The organism is Mycobacterium asiaticum (assembly GCF_001673315.1).
Classification (GTDB): Bacteria; Actinomycetota; Actinomycetes; order Mycobacteriales; family Mycobacteriaceae; genus Mycobacterium; species Mycobacterium asiaticum_B.
On the sequence record NZ_LZLQ01000059.1, the window covers coordinates 85,810 to 103,411 of the forward strand.

General features: G+C 66.4%; 16 protein-coding genes. 12 read left to right on the forward strand and 4 right to left on the reverse strand.

From position 1 onward, the window contains the following. The first annotated feature begins 195 nt into the window (after window positions 1-195). The 6 genes from A5636_RS09470 to A5636_RS09495 all read left to right on the forward strand — a co-directional run bounded on the left by A5636_RS09470 (window position 196) and on the right by A5636_RS09495 (window position 6,190). Complete coding sequence (locus A5636_RS09470) at window positions 196-783, forward strand: DUF3090 domain-containing protein (protein WP_065158377.1); 588 nt, start codon at window positions 196-198, stop codon at window positions 781-783. Beyond that, window positions 767-1,582, forward strand: coding sequence for an SCO1664 family protein (locus A5636_RS09475; protein WP_065158378.1), 816 nt, complete (start codon window positions 767-769; stop codon window positions 1,580-1,582). The genes A5636_RS09470 and A5636_RS09475 overlap by 17 nt, the downstream gene beginning before the upstream one ends. A gap of 31 nt (window positions 1,583-1,613) precedes the next feature. Then, window positions 1,614-2,402, forward strand: coding sequence for a 3'(2'),5'-bisphosphate nucleotidase CysQ (locus A5636_RS09480; protein ID WP_065158398.1), 789 nt, complete (start codon window positions 1,614-1,616; stop codon window positions 2,400-2,402). Window positions 2,403-2,844: 442 nt separating this feature from the next. Beyond that, on the forward strand, window positions 2,845-4,080 hold the full coding sequence (gene mshC / locus A5636_RS09485; RefSeq protein ID WP_065158379.1) for a cysteine--1-D-myo-inosityl 2-amino-2-deoxy-alpha-D-glucopyranoside ligase: 1,236 nt from the start codon (window positions 2,845-2,847) through the stop codon (window positions 4,078-4,080). Between the two features lie 24 nt (window positions 4,081-4,104). Further along, window positions 4,105-4,998, forward strand: a complete 894-nt coding sequence (locus tag A5636_RS09490) for an SDR family oxidoreductase (RefSeq protein WP_065158380.1) — start codon at window positions 4,105-4,107, stop codon at window positions 4,996-4,998. Between the two features lie 4 nt (window positions 4,999-5,002). After that, complete coding sequence (locus A5636_RS09495; protein ID WP_065158381.1) at window positions 5,003-6,190, forward strand: FAD-dependent monooxygenase; 1,188 nt, start codon at window positions 5,003-5,005, stop codon at window positions 6,188-6,190. On the opposite strand, the gene A5636_RS09500 is transcribed toward A5636_RS09495, so the two are convergent. After that, complete coding sequence (locus A5636_RS09500) at window positions 6,187-7,041, reverse strand: PAC2 family protein (protein ID WP_065158399.1); 855 nt, start codon at window positions 7,039-7,041, stop codon at window positions 6,187-6,189. The two genes, A5636_RS09495 and A5636_RS09500, sit on opposite strands and share 4 nt — an antisense overlap. A gap of 495 nt (window positions 7,042-7,536) precedes the next feature. Here A5636_RS09500 and metH point away from each other — a divergent pair, with 495 nt between their 5' ends. The 5 genes from metH (at window position 7,537) to A5636_RS09525 (ending at window position 14,551) form a co-directional block, all read left to right on the forward strand. Beyond that, a complete protein-coding gene (gene metH / locus A5636_RS09505) occupies window positions 7,537-11,325 on the forward strand; it encodes a methionine synthase (protein WP_065158382.1) in 3,789 nt (1,262 codons plus the stop codon). A 116-nt stretch (window positions 11,326-11,441) separates the two neighbouring features. Further along, the gene (locus tag A5636_RS09510) at window positions 11,442-11,723 is read left to right on the forward strand and encodes a phosphoribosyl-ATP diphosphatase (RefSeq protein WP_065158383.1); all 282 of its coding nucleotides are present in this window, start codon (window positions 11,442-11,444) and stop codon (window positions 11,721-11,723) included. 2 nt (window positions 11,724-11,725) lie between these two features. Continuing rightward, the gene (gene hisG / locus A5636_RS09515) at window positions 11,726-12,577 is read left to right on the forward strand and encodes an ATP phosphoribosyltransferase (protein ID WP_065158384.1); all 852 of its coding nucleotides are present in this window, start codon (window positions 11,726-11,728) and stop codon (window positions 12,575-12,577) included. Window positions 12,578-12,683: 106 nt separating this feature from the next. After that, window positions 12,684-13,166 carry a DUF4126 domain-containing protein gene (locus A5636_RS09520; RefSeq protein WP_065158385.1) on the forward strand — a complete coding sequence of 161 codons (483 nt, stop codon included), beginning with the start codon at window positions 12,684-12,686 and terminating at the stop codon, window positions 13,164-13,166. Further along, window positions 13,163-14,551, forward strand: a complete 1,389-nt coding sequence (locus A5636_RS09525) for an FAD-containing oxidoreductase (RefSeq protein WP_065158386.1) — start codon at window positions 13,163-13,165, stop codon at window positions 14,549-14,551. Before A5636_RS09520 ends, A5636_RS09525 begins: the two co-directional genes overlap by 4 nt. An 11-nt stretch (window positions 14,552-14,562) precedes the next feature. Here the strand turns inward: A5636_RS09525 and A5636_RS09530 are convergent, their stop codons facing one another. Next, complete coding sequence (locus A5636_RS09530; protein ID WP_301336701.1) at window positions 14,563-15,348, reverse strand: alpha/beta fold hydrolase; 786 nt, start codon at window positions 15,346-15,348, stop codon at window positions 14,563-14,565. Next, window positions 15,345-16,220 (reverse strand): RecB family exonuclease, encoded by an 876-nt coding sequence (locus tag A5636_RS09535; protein ID WP_065158387.1) that lies wholly within the window; start codon window positions 16,218-16,220, stop codon window positions 15,345-15,347. Before A5636_RS09535 ends, A5636_RS09530 begins: the two co-directional genes overlap by 4 nt. 73 nt (window positions 16,221-16,293) lie before the next feature. Between A5636_RS09535 and trmI the strand changes: the two genes are divergently transcribed. After that, window positions 16,294-17,136, forward strand: coding sequence for a tRNA (adenine(58)-N(1))-methyltransferase TrmI (gene trmI / locus A5636_RS09540; RefSeq protein ID WP_065158388.1), 843 nt, complete (start codon window positions 16,294-16,296; stop codon window positions 17,134-17,136). Here trmI and A5636_RS09545 read toward each other — a convergent pair whose 3' ends face one another. Then, window positions 17,137-17,430, reverse strand: a complete 294-nt coding sequence (locus A5636_RS09545) for a DUF503 domain-containing protein (RefSeq protein ID WP_065158389.1) — start codon at window positions 17,428-17,430, stop codon at window positions 17,137-17,139. Between the last annotated feature and the right edge of the window lie 172 nt (window positions 17,431-17,602).

A 17,602-nucleotide genomic window follows, 5' to 3' on the forward strand; every position in this document is an offset into this window, starting at 1 on the left:
TGAGGCTCTCTCGGCGGATCGCCCGGCACTGAAGCTCGCGGCTGAACGTCCGGCTCTCCCGCGCGAACGTGCACTCCGGTACACCGACACGCCGGAGATCCCGTACCACCGGTGCACTCTCGCGGGTCGGGCCGTCGTCTCCTCAGGAGTGCGAGTCGCACGGCGGCGGCGCCTGCACGGTATTTTGGAATTGCCATGGCCCGAGCTATTCACGTCTTCCGCACACCCGACCGCTTCGTGGCCGGGACCGTCGGTCAGCCAGGAAATCGCACGTTCTACATCCAGGCGGTGCACGACTCCCGGGTTGTGTCGGTGGTGTTGGAAAAGCAGCAGGTCGCAGTGCTGGCCGAACGAATCGGCGCGTTGCTGCTCGAAGTCAATCGCCGGTTCGGCACCCCGGTACCGCCGGAGCCCACCGAGGTCGACGATCTCAGCCCGCTGATCATGCCGGTGGATGCCGAATTTCGGGTCGGCACGATGGGGCTGGGCTGGGACTCCGAAGCGCAGACGGTCGTGGTGGAACTACTGGCCGTCACCGACGCGGAATTCGATGCCTCCGTCGTGCTTGACGACACCGACGAAGGACCGGACGCGGTGCGGGTGTTCCTGACGCCGGAGTCGGCGCGGCAATTCGCCACCCGATCCAACCGCGTCATCTCGGCCGGCCGCCCGCCATGCCCGTTGTGCGAGGAACCACTGGACCCGGAAGGCCACATCTGCGCACGCACCAACGGCTACCGGCGCGAAGCGCTCTTCGGGTCCAGCGATGACGCCGAGGAATGACAAACATGAGGTGTTGCGCGACGGCGAGCTGACCGTTCTGGGACGGATCCGCTCGGCGAGCAACGCCACCTTCCTGTGTGAGGCAGCGCTGGGTTCCGACGTCGTGCACTGTGTCTACAAGCCCGTCTCCGGAGAGCAGCCGCTGTGGGACTTTCCCGACGGGACATTGGCCGGACGCGAGGTTGGCGCCTACCTGGTGTCGACCTATCTGGGCTGGAACATTGTGCCGCACACCATAATTCGCAACGGGCCAGCCGGCCCCGGCATGCTGCAACTGTGGGTGCAGCAGCCTGGCGACGCGGTCGACTCCGATCCCCCCGAGGGTCCCGACCTGGTTGATCTTTTTCCGGTGAGAAAGCCGCAACCGGGCTACCTGCCGGTGTTGCGGGCTTACGACTACACCGGCGATGAGGTTTTGCTGATGCATGCCGACGACATCCGATTGTGGCGGATGGCGGTGTTCGACATCCTGGTCAACAACGCCGACCGCAAGGGCGGCCATATTTTGGTGGACCTCGAGGGCAATGTCTACGGAGTCGATCACGGGGTGAGCCTGCATGTGCAGGATAAGCTGCGCACCGTCCTTTGGGGTTGGGCCGGTGATCCGATCGACGACAAGACTCTGAAAGCGGTCGAGCGGTTGGTCGACGCGTTGCGCGGCCCGCTTGCCGAGGAACTCAGAGGATGCATTACCAGCACCGAAATAGCGGCGTTGAGCCGGCGCGCGCACGCACTGCTCCGCGATCCGGTGATGCCTGAACCCAACCGGCATCGACCCATCCCGTGGCCGGCGTTCTGAGCGGTTGCATACCGTCGGCGATACTGGGTCGGTGAACCCGGCCACGCGTGACCTGACGGACGCTGCGCTGGCCGCCGAACTCGCCGCGGACGCGGGGGAGTTGTTGCTCGCCGTGCGCGAGGAAGTCGGTTTCGACTACCCATGGGAACTGGGCGATGCCGGTGACCGTCGGGCGAACTCGCTGATCCTGCGCCGGTTACGAGCCGAACGGCCAGGCGATGCGGTACTCAGCGAAGAAGCGCACGACGACCTGGTCCGGCTGCGCTGCGACCGGGTCTGGATCGTGGACCCGTTGGACGGCACCCGAGAGTTCTCCATCCCTGGCCGTGACGACTGGGCAGTGCACATCGCCCTGTGGCAACGCTCCGCGGACGGCGGCGGACAGATAACCGACGCAGCGGTGTCCCTGCCGGCGCGCGGCAACATTGTCTACCGCAGCGACACCGTCACCGCCGACAGCGCGCCCGTCGGCGTCCCGGATGTCGTTCGGATCGCCGTCAGCGCTACCCGGCCGCCGGCGATCCTGTACCGGATCCGGCAATTCGTCGACATTCAGCTGGTGCGGATCGGATCGGCGGGAGCCAAAGCCATGGCCGTGATCGACGGCGTCGCCGATGCGTACCTGCACGCCGGCGGCCAGTGGGAGTGGGATTCGGCTGCACCCGCCGGGGTGGTGCTGGCGGCCGGGATGCATGCGTCGCGATTGGATGGGTCGCCGCTGCTCTACAACCAGCTGGATCCGTATCTGCCCGACTTCGTGATGTGCCGAAGGGACGTCGCGCCGATTCTGCTGGACGCGATCAAGCGGTCCTGGTACTAGCGGAGCATCACCGCCTTCGGGCGTGCAGCTGTGGCAGTGGGTGTGCAGTTATGGCGGTGAGTGTGCGGCTGTGGCGGTGGGTGTGCAGTTGTGGCAGTGGGTGTGCGGCTGTGGCGGTGAGTGTGCAGTTGTGGCAGTGAGTGTGCGGCCATGGCGGTGAAATCGCGATTTTTCCGCCGCAGCTTCACTGTCGAAGCCGCAATTGCACACTCGACCCCGCCGCGCTAAACAGCACAGTCGCCAAGCTCAAGCCGATCAGCCCCCGCCTGCTCCTCGCCCCGCCGGAGACAAGGCCCACAGTCGCCAAGCTCAAGCCGATCAGCCCCCGCCTCCTCAGTCCCGCCGGAGACAAAGCCCACAATCGCCAAGCTCAAAGCCGATCAGCTACCTCCTCCTCGCCCCGCCAAGGCAAGCGCATCGTCGCCGGGCTTAAAGTCGACGCATGCGGTCGTGGGATTCTCCAGCGTTCCCGGCACTGCCGGGACGCGGTCCGGAGTTGCGCCTCTACGACACCGCCGACCGTCAGGTGCGGCCAGTGACGCCCGGCGACAGGGCCACGATGTACGTCTGCGGCATCACCCCATATGACGCAACGCACCTGGGCCACGCCGCCACCTACCTCACCTTCGACCTGATCCATCGGCTGTGGCTGGATCTCGGCCACGAAGTGCACTACGTGCAGAACGTCACCGACGTCGACGACCCGCTGTTCGAGCGTGCGGAGCGCGACGGCGTCGACTGGCGCGATCTCGCCGACGAACAAACCGAGCTGTTCCGCCAAGACATGACCGCACTGCGGGTGCTGCCGCCGCAGGAATACGTCGGGGCCACCGAGGCTGTCGCCGAAATGGTCGAGCTGGTCGAGAAAATGGTCGCTTCGGGTGCCGCGTATGTCCTCGACGACGAGCACCCTGACGTCTACTACCGGGCCGACGCCACGCTGCAGTTCGGCTACGAGTCCGGCTACGACCGCGACACGATGCTCGCGTTGTTCGAAGAGCGCGGCGGCGACCCGCGCCGGCCCCGAAAGACCGACGAACTCGACGCGTTGCTGTGGCGGGTCAACAGGCCCGGCGAGCCGAGCTGGCCCTCCCCGTTCGGACCCGGCCGACCGGGCTGGCATGTCGAGTGCGCCGCGATCGCGCTCAGCCGCATCGGAACAAACCTTGACATTCAGGGCGGTGGCAGCGACCTGATCTTCCCGCACCACGAGTTCACGGCCGCGCACGCCGAATGTGTCAGCGGTGAACGCAGATTCGCCCGGCACTACGTACACGCCGGAATGATCGGCTGGGACGGGCACAAAATGTCCAAGAGCCGCGGCAACCTGGTCCTGGTGTCGAAGTTGCGCGACCAGGGCGTCGATCCGGCAGCGGTCCGGCTCGGACTGCTGTCCGGGCACTATCGCGCCGACCGTTTCTGGAGCCAGCAGGTGCTCGACGAGGCGCAAAACCGCCTGCACCGCTGGCGCGCTGCCGCCGCCCTTCCCGCCGGGCCGGACGCGGGCGACCTCATCAGACGGCTCCGGCGGTACCTGGCCGACGACCTCGACACCCCTAAAGCGCTTGCCGCACTTGATGGTTGGACAACCGACGCGCTCGAGTACGGCGGTCATGACGCGGCGGCGCCCCGATTGGTCGCGACCGCCGTCGACGCACTGCTGGGGGTCGCCCTGTAGGGCCGCGATGGTACGTTTTCCGCCATGACTTCGGTGCAGGGCAAGGTCGTATTGATCACCGGCGCAGGCCGCGGGATCGGCGCGGAGGTGGCACGTCGGCTGCACAATCGGGGCGCCAAGCTGGTGCTCACCGACGTGGGCGACGCGGAGATGAAGACGATCGCCGCCGAACTAGGCGGCGATGACCGCGTGCTGACCGTCGTCGCCGACGTGCGCGACATGTCCGCCATGCAGGGCGCCGCCGACCAGGCCGTCGAAAAGTTCGGCGGAATCGACATCGTCGTCGCCAATGCCGGCATTGCCAGCTATGGCTCGGTACTCAACATCGACCCGGACGCCTTCAAAAGGGTCCTGGATGTCAACTTGCTCGGCGTCTTCCACACTGTGCGCGCCGCACTGCCGTCGATCATCGAGCGCCGCGGTTACGTGCTGGTTGTCTCGTCGCTGGCCGCCTTTGCCGCGGCGCCCGGGATGGCGGCCTACGACATGTCGAAGGCCGGCAACGAGCACCTCGCCAACGCACTGCGGCTGGAGGTGAGTCATCTCGGCGTCAGTGTCGGCTCGGCGCACATGTCCTGGATCGACACGGCGCTGGTCCGCGACACCAAGGGCGATCTGCCGGCATTCGGGGAACTGCTCGCCAAGCTGCCATGGCCGCTGAACAAGACCACCTCGGTCACCAAGTGCGCTACGGCCCTGGTGAAGGGAATCGAGGGCCGCAAGTCGCAGGTGTACTGCCCGGCCTGGGTGGTGCTGTTCCGCTGGCTCAAGCCGGTGCTGGCCAGCCGTGCGGGCGAACTCGTGGTGTCTAGGGCCGCAGCCGAGGTGCTACCGAAGATGGACGCCCAGGTTCTCGAACTCGGTCGCTACATGAGCGCCTACACGCACGGACTAGAGACCCCGCCGAAGTCCCAGTGACACCGTGAAGGTGGCCGTTTGCGGCGCCGGGATCGCCGGGCTGGCCGCAGCCGAGCGCATGTCGTCCCTGGGCGCCGAGGTGGTGCTGCTGGAGCGCGCGCCGCAGCCCCGCACGCAGGGCTACATGATCGACTTCTTCGGCGCCGGCTATGACGCCGCGGAGGCCGTCGGCATCCTGCCCGCGATCCGAGACGTCGGATACAACTTCGACGAAGCCAGCCTGGTCGACGAGGAAGGCCGCCGTCGAGCCGCGGTTCGGTATGGCGAGATCGACAAAGCACTCGGCGGGCGGCTGTGCAGCGTGATGCGGCCCGATTTGGAAGCCGTGTTGCGGGACAATCTGTCCGATGACGTCCAGGTGCGCTTCGGTGCGTCGCTGACCGGTGTCACCCACCACGGCGAGGGTGTGACCATCACGCTGGCCGGTGGCGAGACGCTGGAAGCCGATCTGCTCGTCGGCGCCGACGGAGTCCACTCGACGGTGCGCGCGCTAGTTTTCGGGGACGAAGCGCAGTATCTGCGATATCTCGGATTCCATACCGCCGCTTTCATATTCGACGCTCCCACCATCCGCGAGGCGATCGGCGATAACGTCGCTCTCACCGACACCATCGACCGTCAGATGGGCTTCTACACCCTGCGCGACGGCCGGATCGCGGTGTTCGCGGTGCACCGCACGCCGGATCCAGGATTGCCTGATGATGCCCGCGCGGCGTTGCAGACCAGCTATGCGGACCTTGGCTGGTTGGTGCCCGAGGCGTTGCAGCGCTGTCCGCCGTCTCAGGAGATCTACTACGACCAGGTCGCCCAGATCGAGATGCCCCGCTGGAGCAGGAACCGGGTTGTGTTGATCGGCGATGCCTGCGCTGCGGTTTCACTGTTGGCTGGTCAAGGCGCTTCGCTGGCGATCGGTGCCGCCTATGTGCTGGCCGAGCAGTTGCGCCGCACCTCGTCGGTGGACCGTGCGCTCGACTTCTACGAACGCCTGTGGCGGCCTGTGATCGAGGAGAAGCAGAAAACTGGCCGCGACGCCGCCAACCAATTTTTGCCGACGTCGTCGTTCCAATTGTGGTTGCGCCGTACGGCGCTGCGGTCGGTATGGATTCCCGGCGTCAACAGGCGTGTCGTCGCCGCAATGGTCGGCGAACCCGACGCGGTGATCGCGATGCTGCGCAGCGGCAGCGACGCTTAGATACCGAAGCCCGGCCGACGGCGGCGCAGGTAGCGTTCGAACTCCGCGGCCAGCGCGTCGCCGTCGATCTTGCCCATTACCTCGTTGACGTCGATCTCCGCGTCGCCGTGCTGCTCGAGGGACTGCACGTAGTCGGCCAGTTCCTCGTCGTCGGAAGCCATCTCGGTGATCTCGCGCTCCCATGCCTCGGCCTGGGCCGGCAGTTCGCCCAACGGCACCTCGACGTCGAGCACTTCCTCGACGCGGCGTAGCAACGCCACCGTGGCCTTCGGGTTGGGTGGGTGCGACACATAATGCGGCACCGCCGCCCAGAAGGTCACCGCCGGGATCCCGGCCGCCACACAGGCATATTGGAAGACCCCGGCAATTCCCGTCGGCCCCTCGTACCGAGTTTCCTCCAGGCCGAACAGACGCGCCGACTCCGACGAGTAGGCCGCGCCCGACACCGGCACCGGCCGGGTGTGCGGGGTGTCGGCCAGCAACGCACCCAGGATCACCACGGTGTCGACATTGAGCTTGTCGATGATTGCCAACAGCTCGTCACAGAAGGTGCGCCAGCGCATGTTCGGCTCGACACCGTGCATCAGCACCACGTCCCGGTCGCTGTCGGGCGGACGGCAGTGCGAGATTCGCATAGCCGGCCATTCCAGCTCCCGGGTGACGCCGTCGACCTGGCGGATGACCGGGCGGTTGACCTGGTAGTCGTAGTACGCCTCGTCGTCGATCTCCACAATCGGCAGGGCGTCCCAGATGGCAGCCAGGTGGGTTACCGCGTCGCTGGCTGCGTCGCCGGCGTCGTTCCAGCCCTCGAAAGCCGCCACCACGACCGTGTTGTGCAGTTGGGGCAGCATCTCGTCGTCGTGCGGCCCGCCATCCGGCAAAGTCACCTAGCCAGCCTACGGCGTGAGGGGCCGCCCCTGTCGCGCACGTGGGGTGTGGGAGTGCGCGTCAAAGCCCGAGCCGGTGACCGTGTCGGATGGCACGCCTGTGGCAGGTGTGATCAAACCAACGTTGCATGAGTGGTGAGCGTGGTCGTCGTCACTCAGCCAGGACCTATTAACGCCCGATGCATATGCATAGGCGGACTATCCTTGGCAGTGGTCGAGCTGAAATATGTTCGGCTGCAGTCTGGTTGATTTTGCTAACTACGGACATCGTCGACTTGATCTGCGGGCTGGCGCTCGGAGGGCGGAGCCATCGGCACGCGGGTCGGGTCGAGCTAGGCGTCCAGACGTCGGGTGACGACGTAGACTTTTCACCGTCGAGAGGCGTTGCAACGGCTATCGGGGGTCCTGGGTTCCCCCTGGTATCCGCCACGCTCGGCAGAGTCAAGGACGCCTTCCGCTATGGAAGGAACGTATGTGAACGTCGTTGAGTCGAAAAACTCTGAGCCGAACACCTTCGAGCCGCACATCCGCCCCGACTGCACCGAAGAACTGACGGCTGCTCTGCGCCAGCGGATCATTGTCATCGACGGCGCGATGGGCACAGCGATCCAGCGGGATCGCCCGGATGAGGCCGGCTACCGCGGCGACCGATTTACGGAGTGGCCGACCGCTCTTCAGGGCAACAACGATCTGCTCACGCTGACGCAGCCGCACATCATCGAGGGGATTCACCGCGAATACCTCGAGGCGGGCGCCGACATCCTCGAGACCAACACGTTCAACGCGAACGCGATCTCGCTGGCCGACTACGACATGGCTGATCTGAGTTACGAGCTGAACTACGCCGGCGCCGCCCTGGCCCGCAAGGCCGCCGACGAGTACAGCACCCCGGACAAACCTCGCTATGTCGCCGGTGCCATCGGCCCGACGACGCGAACCGCGTCGATTTCGCCGGACGTCAACGACCCCGGAGCCCGCAATGTCTCCTATGACCAGCTGGTCGCCGCCTACCTGGAAGCAGCCAACGGCCTGGTCGACGGCGGCGCCGACATCCTCATCATCGAGACGATCTTCGACTCACTGAACGCCAAAGCGGCAGTGTTCGCCGTCGAGACACTCTTCGAAGACCGCGGACGCCGCTGGCCGCTGATCATCTCGGGCACCATTACCGACGCTTCCGGACGGACGTTGTCCGGTCAGGTCACTGAGGCGTTCTGGAACGCGATCAGGCACGCGAAGCCCATCGCGGTCGGCCTCAACTGCGCCCTGGGCGCGCCGGAGATGAGGCCCTACATCGCCGAGATGGGGCGGATCGCCGACACCTTCGTCTCCTGCTACCCGAACGCGGGCCTGCCCAACGCCTTCGGCGAGTACGACGAAACTCCGGAGCGCCAGGCCGGCTACATCGCCGCTTTCGCCGAGTCCGGCCTGGTCAACCTGGTCGGTGGTTGCTGCGGAACGGCACCCCCGCACATCGCCGAGATCGCCAAGGTCGTCGAGGGCAAATCGCCGCGCGAGATTCCCGAGATCCCGGTAGCTACCCGGCTTTCGGGTCTCGAGCCGCTCAACATCACCGACGACTCCCTGTTCGTCAACATCGGTGAGCGCACCAACATCACCGGCTCCGCCCGGTTCCGCAACTTGATCAAGGCCGAGGATTACGACACCGCGCTGTCGGTGGCCCTGCAGCAGGTCGAGGTCGGTGCGCAGGTCATCGACATCAACATGGACGAGGGCATGATCGACGGTGTCGCCGCGATGGATCGGTTCACCAAGCTGATCGCGGCCGAACCCGACATCAGCCGGGTCCCGGTGATGATCGACTCCTCCAAATGGGAGGTCATCGAGGCTGGCTTGAAGAACGTGCAGGGCAAGCCGATCGTCAACTCGATCTCGATGAAGGAGGGCGAGGAGAAGTTCGTCCGCGAGGCACGGTTGTGCCGCAAGTACGGCGCCGCGGTAGTCGTGATGGCCTTCGACGAGCAAGGGCAGGCCGACAACCTGGAGCGCCGCAAGGAAATCTGCGGGCGCGCCTACCGGATCCTGACCGAAGAGGTCGGCTTCCCGGCCGAGGACATCATCTTCGACCCGAACTGCTTCGCGCTGGCGACCGGTATCGAGGAGCACGCGACCTACGGAATCGACTTCATCGAGGCCTGCGCCTGGATCAAGGAGAACCTGCCCGGGGTGCACATCTCCGGCGGTATCTCGAACGTGTCGTTCTCGTTCCGGGGCAACAACCCCGTCCGTGAGGCGATCCACGCGGTGTTCCTGTTCCACGCCATCAAAGCGGGCCTGGACATGGGCATCGTCAACGCGGGTGCGTTGGTGCCCTACGACTCGATCGACCCCGAACTGCGGGACCGGATCGAGGACGTCGTCCTGAATCGTCGTGAGGATGCCGCCGAGCGGTTGCTGGAAATCGCCGAACGCTTCAACAAGTCGGAGAAGTCGGAAGACCCGGCCGCCGCCGAGTGGCGCAGCCTGTCGGTTCGCGAGCGGATCACACACTCCCTGGTCAAGGGCATCGACGCGCACGTCGACGACGACACCGAGGAATTGCGGGCCGAGATCGCCGCAGCGGGTGGCCGCCCCATCGAGGTGATCGAGGGCCCGCTGATGGACGGCATGAACGTCGTGGGTGACCTGTTCGGCGCCGGCAAGATGTTCCTGCCCCAGGTCGTGAAGTCGGCCCGGGTGATGAAGAAGGCCGTGGCCTACCTGCTGCCGTTCATCGAGGCGGAGAAGGCTCAGAACACAGCCTCGGGCGGCGTCTCGTCCAAGGACACCAACGGAACGATCGTGATGGCGACGGTCAAGGGCGACGTCCACGACATCGGCAAGAACATCGTCGGGGTCGTGCTGCAGTGCAACAACTACGAAGTGATCGACCTCGGGGTGATGGTGCCTGCCCAGAAAATCCTGGACGCGGCCAAAGAGCACGACGCCGACATGATCGGGTTGTCCGGGCTGATCACCCCGTCCCTGGACGAGATGTCCAACTTCGCAGCCGAGATGGAACGCGAGGGCTTGGAGATGCCGCTGCTGATCGGCGGCGCGACCACCTCACGCGCCCACACCGCGGTGAAGATCTCGCCGCGTCGCAGTGGTCCGGTGGTCTGGGTCAAAGATGCGTCGCGCTCGGTGCCCGTGGCTGCCGCGTTGCTCGACGACAAGCAGCGTCCGGCACTGCTCGAGGCCACCGAGAAGGATTACGCGTCTCTGCGCGAACGGCACGCCCAGAAGAACGAGCGGCCGATGGTGACGCTGGAGAAGGCCCGCGCGAACCGGACGCCGATCGACTGGGACGGCTACACACCGCCGGTGCCCGCGATAGGTGCGGGAGTACGCGATTTTCACGACTACGACCTCGCCGAGTTGCGCGAGTACATCGACTGGCAGCCGTTCTTCAACGCCTGGGAGATGAAGGGCCGATTCCCCGACATTCTGAACAACCCGGCCTCCGGTGAGGCTGCTCGCAAGCTGTACGACGACGCCCAGGAGATGCTCGACACGCTGATCAAGGAGAAGTGGCTGACCGCCAACGCAGTGATCGGGTTCTTCCCGGCGAACGCGGTCGGTGACGACGTCGAGGTGTACACCGACGACACCCGCACCGAAGTGCTGACCACGTTGCACAACCTGCGCCAGCAGGGCGAGCACCGCGACGGCGTCCCGAATCGGTCGATAGGCGACTTCGTCGCCCCCAAAGAAACAGGTCTGCGGGACTATGTCGGCGCCTTCGCCGTCACCGCGGGTCTCGGCAGCCAGGAAAAGATCGCGGAGTTCAAGGCCGCCCTCGACGACTACAGCGCGATCCTGCTGGAATCGATCGCCGACCGGCTGGCAGAAGCGTTCGCCGAACGGATGCACGAACGGGTCCGCAAGGAATTCTGGGGCTACCAGCCGGACGAGCACCTGGACAACGAGGCACTCATCGGTGAGAAGTACGTCGGAATCCGTCCCGCCCCCGGCTACCCCGCCTGCCCGGAGCACACCGAGAAGGCGACGCTGTGGCAGCTGATGGACGTTCGGGAGCGGACCGGCATCGAGCTGACCGAGTCAATGGCGATGTGGCCGGGCGCCGCGGTCAGCGGCTGGTACTTCTCGCACCCGCAGTCGCAGTACTTCGTGGTGGGGCGGATGGCCCAGGACCAGGTCGCCGACTACGCCAAGCGCAAGGGCTGGACCCTGAAAGAAGCCGAGCGCTGGCTCGCCCCCAACCTCGGGTACAACCCCGAGGACTGAGCCCTGCGCCCGCGAGCGGCTTCCGCGAGCGGCCGCAAAGGTACAGCGACACGCCGTGAATCGTGTACAGCTGGGGACGCTCGCGGCCAAACCAAAGTGACTTCGTCGACCTGCACATGACACAATCGCTGGCCGTGAAGACCTTCGAGGATCTGTTCGCCGAACTCGGCGAGCGCGCCCGCACCCGCCCGGCCGGCAGTGCCACCGTCGCCGCGCTGGACGCTGGGGTGCACGCGCTGGGCAAGAAAATCCTGGAGGAGGCCGGCGAGGTGTGGCTGGCCGCCGAACACGAACCCGACGACGCGCTGGCCGAGGAGATCAGCCAACTGCTGTATTGGACTCAGGTGTTGATGATTTACCGCGGACTGTCCCTCGAAGACATCTATCGGAAACTCTGAACATGCTGCGAATTGCGGTGCCCAACAAGGGCGCACTGAGCGAGCCGGCCGCCGAGATCCTGTCGGAGGCCGGCTACCGGCGCCGCACCGACCCCAAAGACCTGACTGTCATCGACCCGGCCAACAACGTCGAATTCTTCTTCCTGCGACCCAAAGACATCGCCATCTACGTCGGTTCGGGGGAGCTGGATTTCGGTATCACCGGGCGTGATCTGGCGCTGGAGTCCGACGCGCCGGTACGCGAACGTTTGGCACTGGGCTTCGGCTCGTCGAGGTTTCGCTATGCGGCGCCGGCCGGTAGGGACTGGACCGTGGCCGACTTGGCGGGCAAGCGGATCGCCACCGCGTACCCCAATCTGGTTCGGAAAGACCTTGCTGCCAAAAGTGTTACGGCAACCGTCATCAGGCTGGACGGCGCCGTCGAGATTTCCGTGCAACTCGGCGTCGCTGACGCTATCGCCGACGTGGTCGGCTCGGGTCGCACGTTGAGCCTGCACGATCTGGTGGCTTTCGGTGAGCCGCTGTGTGATTCGGAGGCGGTGCTCATTGAGCGGGCCGACCACGACGGCGAATCCGATTCTGCCCGTGAGCAATTGGTGGCCCGGGTACAGGGAGTGGTGTTCGGTCAGCAGTACCTGATGCTGGACTACGACTGCCCGCGCTCCGCACTGGACCGGGCCACGTCGATCACGCCCGGACTGGAGTCCCCGACCATTGCTCCGCTGGCCGATCCGGACTGGGTCGCGGTGCGCGCCTTGGTGCCGCGCCGCGACGTCAACGGCATCATGGACCGGCTCGCTGCCATTGGGGCCAAAGCGATCCTGGCTTCCGACATCAGATTCTGCAGATTCTGAGCCTGTGCCGCGGCCGCGGCTATGTTAGCGTCCCGCTGGGACCCGCGACCCCCCGCGGGGTTCTGTCATCGTCGCCGGGCCGACGTCTTTCCCAGGAGGGATCGCTGTGACACAAGTTCTCGTTCTGTTGTTGGCTCTGTTGATCGGCGTAGTCGCCGGCCTGCGGTCACTGACTGCTGCGGCCGCGGTCTCCTGGGCCGTCTTCCTCAGCTGGCTCAACCTGCACGGAACTTGGGCATCGTGGGTCGGCAACCTGGTCACGGTGGTGATCCTGAGCGTGCTGGCGGTAGCCGAACTGGTCAACGACAAACTCCCCAAGACGCCGCCGCGCACCGCGCCGCCGGTGTTCGCTGTCCGCCTGATCATGGGCGGGTTCGCCGGCGCGGTCATCGGCACCGCCTGGAACTACAAGTTCGGTTCGCTCGGCGCCGGAATCGTCGGTGCCGTGCTGGGCACGCTGGGTGGCTTCCGGGCGCGCCGCGCGCTCGTGGTCAAGAACGGCGGGCGTGACCTGCCGATCGCGCTCCTCGAAGATGCAGTGGCGGTGCTCGGCGGCATTGCCATCGTCGCCGCGGCGGCGGCTCTGTGACCGGAGCGTCCTCGACAGCGCAAACCTTCGACGCAATCATCGTCGGGGCCGGTCAGGCCGGGCCACCGCTGGCGGGTCGCCTCACCGCCGCTGGGCAGCGGGTCGCGGTCATCGAACGCCAACACGTCGGCGGTACCTGCGTGAACTACGGGTGCATCCCGACCAAGACCATGGTGGCCAGCGCCCACGCCGCGCACCTGGCGCGTCGCGGCGCGGACTTCGGGGTGGGCACCGGACCGGTCAGCGTGGACATGGCCAAGGTCAAGGCCCGCAAAGACGAGATCATGCTCAACGACCGCAATGGCGTCCAATCCTGGCTGGACGGCATGGACGGGTGCACCGTGTTCCGCGGGCACGCTCGTTTCGAGGATCCACACACCATTCGGGTGGGTGACGAACTGCTGCGCGCGGACCGGATCTTCCTCAACGTCGGTGGGCGCGCGGTGGTGCCGGACATCCCGGGACTCTCCGAGGTCGAGTACCTGACCAACGTGTCGGTCCTGGACCTCGACACGCTGCCCGAGCATCTCGTCATCGTCGGTGGCAGCTACATCGCACTGGAATTCGCGCAGATGTACCGGCGCTTCGGGGCCCGGGTCACGGTCGTGGAACGTGGCCCGCGACTGGCGGCGCGCGAGGACGAGGACGTCGCGGCCACGATTCGCGAAATCCTGGAGGACGAAGGCGTCGACGTCGTCGTCGGTGCCGACGATATCCGAATCGCCAAGCGGGATAACGGTTTTGAGTTAACACCTCGCGCCGGAGCGGCCCCGGTGGCGGGCAGCCACCTACTGCTGGCGGTGGGGCGCCAGCCCAACACCGACGACCTGGGCCTCGAAGCCGCGGGTGTGCAGACCGATCAACGCGGCTACGTCGTCGTCGACGATGAACTCAAGACCAACGTCGAACACATCTGGGCCATGGGTGACTGCAACGGCAAGGGCGCCTTCACCCACACCTCCTACAACGACTTCGAGATCGTGGCGGCCAACCTGCTCGACAGCGACCAACGTCGGGTGAGTGACCGCATCACCACCTATGCGCTGTTCATCGATCCGCCGCTGGGGCGGGCCGGACTGACCGTGGAGCAGGTTCGTCAGTCGGGCCGCAGGGCGTTGATCGGCAAGCGCCCGATGACCCGGGTGGGCCGCGCGGTGGAAAAGGGTGAGACGCAAGGGTTTATGAAAATCGTGGTCGCCGCCGACACCCACGAGATCTTGGGAGCTGCCGTCTTCGGGGTGGGCGGTGACGAGGCTATCCACTGCATCCTCGACGTCATGGCGACCAAAGCGCCCTACACCACGCTGTCTCGCACCATGCATATTCATCCGACGGTCAGCGAGTTGATTCCCACCGTGCTGCAGGAGTTGTCGCCGCTCGACTGACGTCGGAGCGGTCAGCCCGCCGCACCGGTGACTTTCAGGATGGTGTCGGCAACCAGGCGCGGGTTGTCGATCATCGGCACGTGGCCAACGTCGGGCAGCAGTACGTAAGTGGCTTGCGGAAGACGTTGGCGGGCAACGACACCGTTCACGCCTGGCGGGAAGATCTTGTCCCTGGCCGCCCATGCCAGCGTCACCGGGCACGGCAGCGGATCCAGCGGGGCGACGCTCTCGAGGGTGCCCAGCAGATCGTCGGCGCAGGGGCAGCCCAGCAGATCACTCATTGCGGCGAGCGCCTGGCCGCGGGTGAGTCGGTCACCGTGCTCGGCAATGTCGCGCATGGTCTGCGACCGGACGACTCCGAAGCGAAGAAACGCGCCGGCAACCGGTCCAGCGATCTGTGCCAGACGCTTGCTCCGGCGGATCTTTCTGGTGGCGCGGGTTTCATCAGCGGTTCCAGGCGTCCAGAAGCCGGCCGGGGATAGGGCGCAGACCGAGCGGGCGCGGCCGCGGCGGGCCAGTTCTATGGCGATCCAGCCACCCATAGAATTGCCGGCGATGTGGACGCGGTCGAAGCCCCGCGCGTCCAGGAAGCGTTCGGTCTCGTCGGTGAGGGCCCGGATGCTTGCCTGACCGACGAGCGGCGGACCGCCGCGATGGCCCGCGGCGGTCGGGGCGATGACGTCGTGATGCGGGGTCAGCATCGGGATAACCGGATCCCAGGCCCGAGCGGACATCGTCACGCCATGGAGCAGCACCAGGGGCAGAACAGATCCAACCCGTTGACCCGCGATCGTCACGCCGCCGGTTCGGTCGGCAGCGACTCCGGCGCGCTACGCGCATATTCGGGCCAGCCGGGATAGGGCGGCGGCGTCCCCCCGAAAGCGGGACAGAGCGCCTGATGGGAGCACCAGTCACACAGCCGTGACGGCTTGGGCCGGAAATCGCCGGTCTGGCCGGCGGATTGGATCGCACGCCAGATGGCGATGAGTGTCTTTTCGAAGCGCAGTAACTCGTCGCGATCCGGCGAATAATCCAGCACCTGCCCGTCGGCCAAGTAGATCAGCCGCAGCCGGGCGGGCAGCACGTCACGCGAACGCAGCAGCGCCACCGCGTAGAACTTCATCTGGAACATGGCCTTGAACTCGGCCAGCGCACGCGCGGCCGGCGGGGCTTTGCCCGTCTTGTAGTCCACGACACGCAGTTCGCCGGTGGCGGCGACGTCGATACGGTCGATGTAGCCGCGCAACAACGTGCCGTCGGTCAGTTCCACCTCCACCCGCTGTTCGCAGCACTGCGGGTCGAACCGGGTTGGGTCCTCCAGCCGGTAGTAGCCCGCGAGCAGGGCACGTGCCTCGTCGAGTAGCTGGGCCCGCTGCTCGGCGTCCAGATCACCGGCCAGGTCTGGGTCGCGGGCCAGCACCTGGTCCAACGCCGGATCGATCAGCGAACGGGCCGTGTCCGGCCCGCGCTGCCCGGCCGGCAAACCGTAGAGCCGCTCGAGCGCGGCGTGCACCACCGACCCCCGCAACTGCGCCGCGGACGGCGCCTCAGGCAACCGGTCGATCGCCCGGAACCGGTACAGCAGCGGGCACTGCTTGAAATCCGCGGCCCGCGAGGGTGAGAGCGCCGGGCGGGCGCGGGGCACGTCCGGCTGCGGTACGGCCGTCATATTCGCAGCCTAGGACGGGGTACCGACAACCCCAAGCACCGACTGCAGCGAGTCGGCTGGCACGCTGGACGCCGTGGCAGCAACGGGTCCGTTCAGCGTCGGCGAGCGCGTCCAGCTCACCGACGCCAAGGGCCGGCACTACACGATCACGCTCACCCCGGGAGCCGAATTCCACACTCACCGCGGCCGGATCGCCCACGACACGATCATCGGACAGGAGCAGGGCAGCGTCCTGAAATCGAGCAACGGCGCGCTGTTCCTGGCGTTGCGGCCGCTGCTCGTCGACTACGTCATGTCGATGCCGCGCGGGCCCCAGGTGATCTACCCCAAGGACGCCGCTCAGATCGTGCACGAAGGGGACATCTTTCCCGGTGCCCGAGTGCTGGAAGCCGGTGCCGGTTCCGGTGCGCTGACGTTGTCCTTGTTGCGCGCGGTCGGACCGCAGGGTGAGGTGGTGTCCTACGAGGCCCGCGCTGATCACGCCGAGCACGCCCGTCGCAATGTCAGCGCCTACTACGACGCGCCACCGGCGAACTGGCGACTCATCATCAGCGACCTCGCCGAGTCCGACCTGCCCGACGACTCGTTCGACCGTGCGGTGCTGGACATGCTGGCGCCGTGGGAGGTCCTGGACGCGGTATCGCGGCTAGTGGTCGCCGGTGGTGTGCTGGTGATCTACGTCGCAACGGTCACCCAACTCTCGAAAGTCGTGGAAGCGGTTCGGGCCCAGCAATGCTGGACCGAGCCGCGTTCGTGGGAAACCTTGCAGCGCGGCTGGAATGTCGTGGGGCTCGCCGTGCGGCCGCAGCACTCCATGCGGGGGCACACCGCGTTTCTGGTTGCGGCCCGCCGCCTCGCGCCCGGTGCGGTAGCTCCGGCACCGTTGGGCCGCAAGCGTGAGGGCCGCGACGGCTAACTAATCATCGCTTCGGTGCAGCCCACGCCGCACCGACAGCAACTCGAACTCCGGATGCGCCGCGACCGATCGCTCGGCAGCATCCAGCACGTCGACGGCATGCGCGCGGTCGACTGACACCACGGCGACGCCGATACCCGCCCGCCGGTACAGATCCTGTGAGCCGGTCTCGGCGGCGGACACGCTGAACTTGCGCTGCAGCTCGGCCACGACGGGTCGGATCACCGAGCGCTTTTGTTTCAGTGATCGCACGTCGCCGAGCAGAACATCGAACTCGAGCCAGCCGATCCACATCACGGGGTGGGCGTGGGGCCGGGTTCCGCGCTGGGCTCGGGACTGGGTGGCGGCGCCGGCTCGGAGCTGGGTGGTGGCGCTGGCTCGGAGCTGGGTGGTGGCGCTGGCGGCGTTGTTTTCTGGTCATGGGCAGGCCTATCAGCAGTGCAGTGCTGTAGCGGAGGCATACGAC

Coding starts and splice junctions, on each gene's coding strand:
- A5636_RS09470 (WP_065158377.1), top strand. CDS start 196: ATGGCCCGAGCTATTCACGTCTTCCGCACACCCGACCGCTTCGTGGCC.
- A5636_RS09475 (WP_065158378.1), top strand. CDS start 767: ATGACGCCGAGGAATGACAAACATGAGGTGTTGCGCGACGGCGAGCTG.
- mshC (WP_065158379.1), top strand. CDS start 2,845: ATGCGGTCGTGGGATTCTCCAGCGTTCCCGGCACTGCCGGGACGCGGT.
- A5636_RS09490 (WP_065158380.1), top strand. CDS start 4,105: ATGACTTCGGTGCAGGGCAAGGTCGTATTGATCACCGGCGCAGGCCGC.
- A5636_RS09500 (WP_065158399.1), bottom strand. CDS start 7,041: ATGCTGCCCCAACTGCACAACACGGTCGTGGTGGCGGCTTTCGAGGGC.
- metH (WP_065158382.1), top strand. CDS start 7,537: ATGGAAGGAACGTATGTGAACGTCGTTGAGTCGAAAAACTCTGAGCCG.
- A5636_RS09510 (WP_065158383.1), top strand. CDS start 11,442: ATGACACAATCGCTGGCCGTGAAGACCTTCGAGGATCTGTTCGCCGAA.
- hisG (WP_065158384.1), top strand. CDS start 11,726: ATGCTGCGAATTGCGGTGCCCAACAAGGGCGCACTGAGCGAGCCGGCC.
- A5636_RS09535 (WP_065158387.1), bottom strand. CDS start 16,220: ATGACGGCCGTACCGCAGCCGGACGTGCCCCGCGCCCGCCCGGCGCTC.
- A5636_RS09545 (WP_065158389.1), bottom strand. CDS start 17,430: ATGTGGATCGGCTGGCTCGAGTTCGATGTTCTGCTCGGCGACGTGCGA.